Origin of the sequence: Yersinia sp. 1252 StPb PI (assembly GCF_048593885.1) — a bacterium.
GTDB lineage: Bacteria > Pseudomonadota > Gammaproteobacteria > Enterobacterales > Enterobacteriaceae > Yersinia > Yersinia enterocolitica_E.
Genome location: NZ_JAZGQE010000295.1, coordinates 1 through 3,182, shown reverse-complemented (window position 1 = coordinate 3,182; position 3,182 = coordinate 1). Strand labels below are relative to the sequence as shown.

The window sequence follows — 3,182 nt, the reverse complement described above, 5'->3', positions numbered from 1 at the left end:
CCCAATATCCATCTCCTAGAGATAAATATCTTCTCTAATACTGTGCAAGGCCACTTAATCACCCCACATTCGATGTGAGACCTAGAATATTGCCTCCTAACCTCGGTAAACAACCGGGGTTGGGGGATGACGAGGCTACCCTTTCGGTGGAGAGACCTTTTCTTTGCGAGTTTTCATCCAGGACATAAACCAGATACCTATACCCGTAGGAATTCCTGCTGCTAGACCGACTTTAATAGAATAAACAACATCATCTTCCCAACTAAAGATAAACGTTCCATTTTTTATAAAGACTAAAAATGTCGCACATAGACATGCTAACAATGCAATGCCTGTGAGTATAAAAACACAATAGCAAATTAAAATAGCAAGCAACTTTATCCCAACAGTCTGGATTTTCATTTCTTATCTCCAGGCTCATTAAGTTTATCCTGAACCTTGTTGTCAACTATTTCTCCAGCAAGTGAACCACCTATGTTACCAATAGTTTCTGCTGCTCCATTTGATATTATGGGTTTCAGTTTATCTGCTACAACTTTACCGCCCGCCGCCCCTGCGGCCGAACCAAATCCTGCACCGGTCATTGCATTTGTCGGATCTTCACCTTTAATAGTGCTACCAACATAAGCGCCACCAACACTGATGCCCCCAGTTAATACCGGACCTTTCCCCTGTGTCAGCGCCCCCGCACCTATCGCTATCAATGCGTCGGTATAACTAAATGGCTTGTCACCGTTCACTGTGAGCTGTGTACTGACATTAGCTGCGCCACTGATCACACTACCAGTAACCATTGCCCCAGCTCCGGTAGCCGTCCCTGTTCCCATGGTGGCAGCAGTACTCATTAATAACGCCCATATTTTAACCAGCTCACTCGTAGGTTGTGGTGAACCGGTTCCCAGGCCTTTCGCCAGGTCGCTTTGTGCTTGCGCTATCTCTGCGGTTGTCGCACCGTTCTGTGCCATAAACTGCCCTAGGGTAGAGGTGGCCTGACCAGCGCTAATCATGCCTTGACCAAACCCTTCCAGACCGCTCAGGAAGTTATTCTCAACCGCATTCTTCCCAGCCTGCGCCCCGGCAACCGCGTCAGCGGTGCTGTCACCGGTTAAGCCACCGGCCAATCCTGCTGCCAGTGTACCCAATGCGCTGATGGTTTGTCGTTGCTCTTCTGTCAAGTCTTCACGTTTGATATCAGGATACATCTGTTGGGCGATATACTCACCCATCGCTGCACCCGAAGCGCCCGCCAGCGCACTGTGTTGCCGTTTATCTGCGCCACGACCGCACCCAGTACCGCATGGGCCATTAGGTTGGCTTCAGTGTTGACCTTGCCGTTGGCATCGGTTGTCATATTGTGAATGACTTCAGCCAGATACGGGGCTGAGGCGCCTGCCAGCGCTTTCGCCATATCACCACCGGCCAGGCCCTGTATGGCTGCCGTTGCGGCCTGAAGACCTTGTTGCAGTGCACTGCCGGTGCCGTATTTTTGCATTTCGGCTTTGTATTCTTTTGTCTCACGCAAGGCTTCCGCATCGCCTTTCAACTCAGGATGGCGTTTCAAAGCTTCCTCAAGCCCGAGGATATCTCCCTGCGTCCGCGCAATATCCATTGCCTGACCCCCTATCTCGCCAATCAGCTGTGCTTCTTTCAGGCGGTTCTGCTCTTTCTCTTTATCAAAGATAGGATTGATGCTGCCATTGGCATTGTCGGTGTCGCGGCTCAGGTCATCGACATTCTGCTGTTGTTTATCGGTATCACGGATGGTGATGGTACCCTCACTGACCGCTGCCTGCGTGGTACCTTCGGCATGGCCGTCATTACCCAGACCCGACAGCACCACGCCGCCCAGATTGCTCAGCAGGTCAGACCCCACCGGACCACCGGTACTCAGGCTACCGCCCTGATGTTCAGCCTTGAAATCGGCTTTATTTTCAATGTCACTGAAGCCGAGCGTGCCGGTATCCAGACTGTTTTTGCTCTTGTCCGCGGTGCTGGCAATCACTGCGCCATCGAGCTGAGTGTGTTCACCCACGGTGATATCAAAGCCGCCAGAGCCTGCAAAAATACCGGTCTGCTCCTGTACTGAGTCATAATTGCTGTGCAGCTTATCTTTACTGATGCTCAGGTTGGCAGAGCCAACCGCGCCAGACAGTGCCAGTGTCAGGCCGCTACTTTTTTGCTCAACGGTATGGGTCTGGCTGCTTTGATTCTCCGCCGCCAAAATAGCGACGTTTTTACCGGTCAGACTGATGTCTTTACCGGCTAACACCTCGGAGCCTTGCACCGTCAGGTCTTCACCGGCGGTCATGCTGACATTGCCCAGTACGCTGCCCACCGTGCTGCCGACAGTAGAAATCGATTTACCGCTGTCGGTGACGTTGGTGCTGTTGCTGCCCACCGTGATACCAATACCGCCGGTGGTCATCAGGCCGGATTTTTTCTGCTCGAACAGGTGAGATTCGCTCTCGCTTTGCCGCGCAGTGCCGCATGAACATCACCTTTACCCCCGAACCGATCCCGGAACTGATATTGACAGGCGATACGCTGGCGACACTCGGTTTTACCTGTGGCACCTCGTTACAACTGACACGCCAGCATCACACGCTCTTGCTCACTGTCGCCACTGACGAAGCCACCTGGGAAGCGCTGTGCGAGGTCAGCCAAGACCGCCAAGATTTAGGGGCAGATTGGGTATGGGAGACGGCGAGTTGGTGATCGCTGGCGACTGGCTTACTGCGTCTGGCATAACCGACGCGGAACAACTGGAAGTGACCGCCGCGCCCGATGTGCTCCGATTGCATCGGCGTGAAGGGGAAGTTTTTAGGGTTTAGAAGCAAAGATCCCGGCCAGTTGGCTGGGATCTGTTTTACTTAATAGGAGAATTGTAGTGCTCCGGTATCTTATAATCTTCTGGTATATTAGGCCAATCTGAAGCTCTCAATAAAGCATCAGCATCTTCTTTAAATGCATCAAAAAAACCTGATAAATTCATTGAGTACACCCTGATATAAACCAGCGCCGCTTGTATTGTGACTTTGTCATCATTCAACTTAGCTTGCTCTAAAAGTTCTTTAGCATTTCCAAGCAATTCAAGCCCACGATAGAATGAAGCACACTGTTGAGCTTTATAATCAATCAAAAGATCACTTTCATCTATTGGTTTTTTTGGCATCATCTTCGAT

4 protein-coding genes and 1 pseudogene are annotated in these 3,182 nt (G+C 51.0%); 2 read left to right on the top strand and 3 right to left on the bottom strand.

The genetic code is table 11. The features are described 5' to 3' along the window. Nucleotides 1-135: 135 nt before the first annotated feature. On the bottom strand, nucleotides 136-402 hold the full coding sequence (locus V2A85_RS22800; protein ID WP_145496830.1) for a hypothetical protein: 267 nt from the start codon (nucleotides 400-402) through the stop codon (nucleotides 136-138). Continuing rightward, nucleotides 399-2,482: pseudogene (locus V2A85_RS22795) on the bottom strand (VENN motif pre-toxin domain-containing protein); the annotation flags it as partial. The pseudogene V2A85_RS22795 and the gene V2A85_RS22800, both read right to left, overlap by 4 nt. 5 nt (nucleotides 2,483-2,487) lie before the next feature. Between V2A85_RS22795 and V2A85_RS22790 the strand changes: the two are divergent. Then, nucleotides 2,488-2,715 carry a hypothetical protein gene (locus V2A85_RS22790; protein ID WP_420072448.1) on the top strand — a complete coding sequence of 76 codons (228 nt, stop codon included), beginning with the start codon at nucleotides 2,488-2,490 and terminating at the stop codon, nucleotides 2,713-2,715. Further along, nucleotides 2,694-2,831 carry a hypothetical protein gene (locus V2A85_RS22785; RefSeq protein WP_420072447.1) on the top strand — a complete coding sequence of 46 codons (138 nt, stop codon included), beginning with the start codon at nucleotides 2,694-2,696 and terminating at the stop codon, nucleotides 2,829-2,831. Before V2A85_RS22790 ends, V2A85_RS22785 begins: the two co-directional genes overlap by 22 nt. A 35-nt stretch (nucleotides 2,832-2,866) precedes the next feature. On the opposite strand, the gene V2A85_RS22780 is transcribed toward V2A85_RS22785, so the two are convergent. After that, nucleotides 2,867-3,182: hypothetical protein (locus V2A85_RS22780; protein WP_420072446.1), on the bottom strand; the 316-nt coding region annotated here is incomplete at its 5' end.

Coding starts and splice junctions, on each gene's coding strand:
- V2A85_RS22800 (WP_145496830.1), bottom strand. CDS start 402: ATGAAAATCCAGACTGTTGGGATAAAGTTGCTTGCTATTTTAATTTGC.
- V2A85_RS22790 (WP_420072448.1), top strand. CDS start 2,488: ATGAACATCACCTTTACCCCCGAACCGATCCCGGAACTGATATTGACA.
- V2A85_RS22785 (WP_420072447.1), top strand. CDS start 2,694: ATGGGAGACGGCGAGTTGGTGATCGCTGGCGACTGGCTTACTGCGTCT.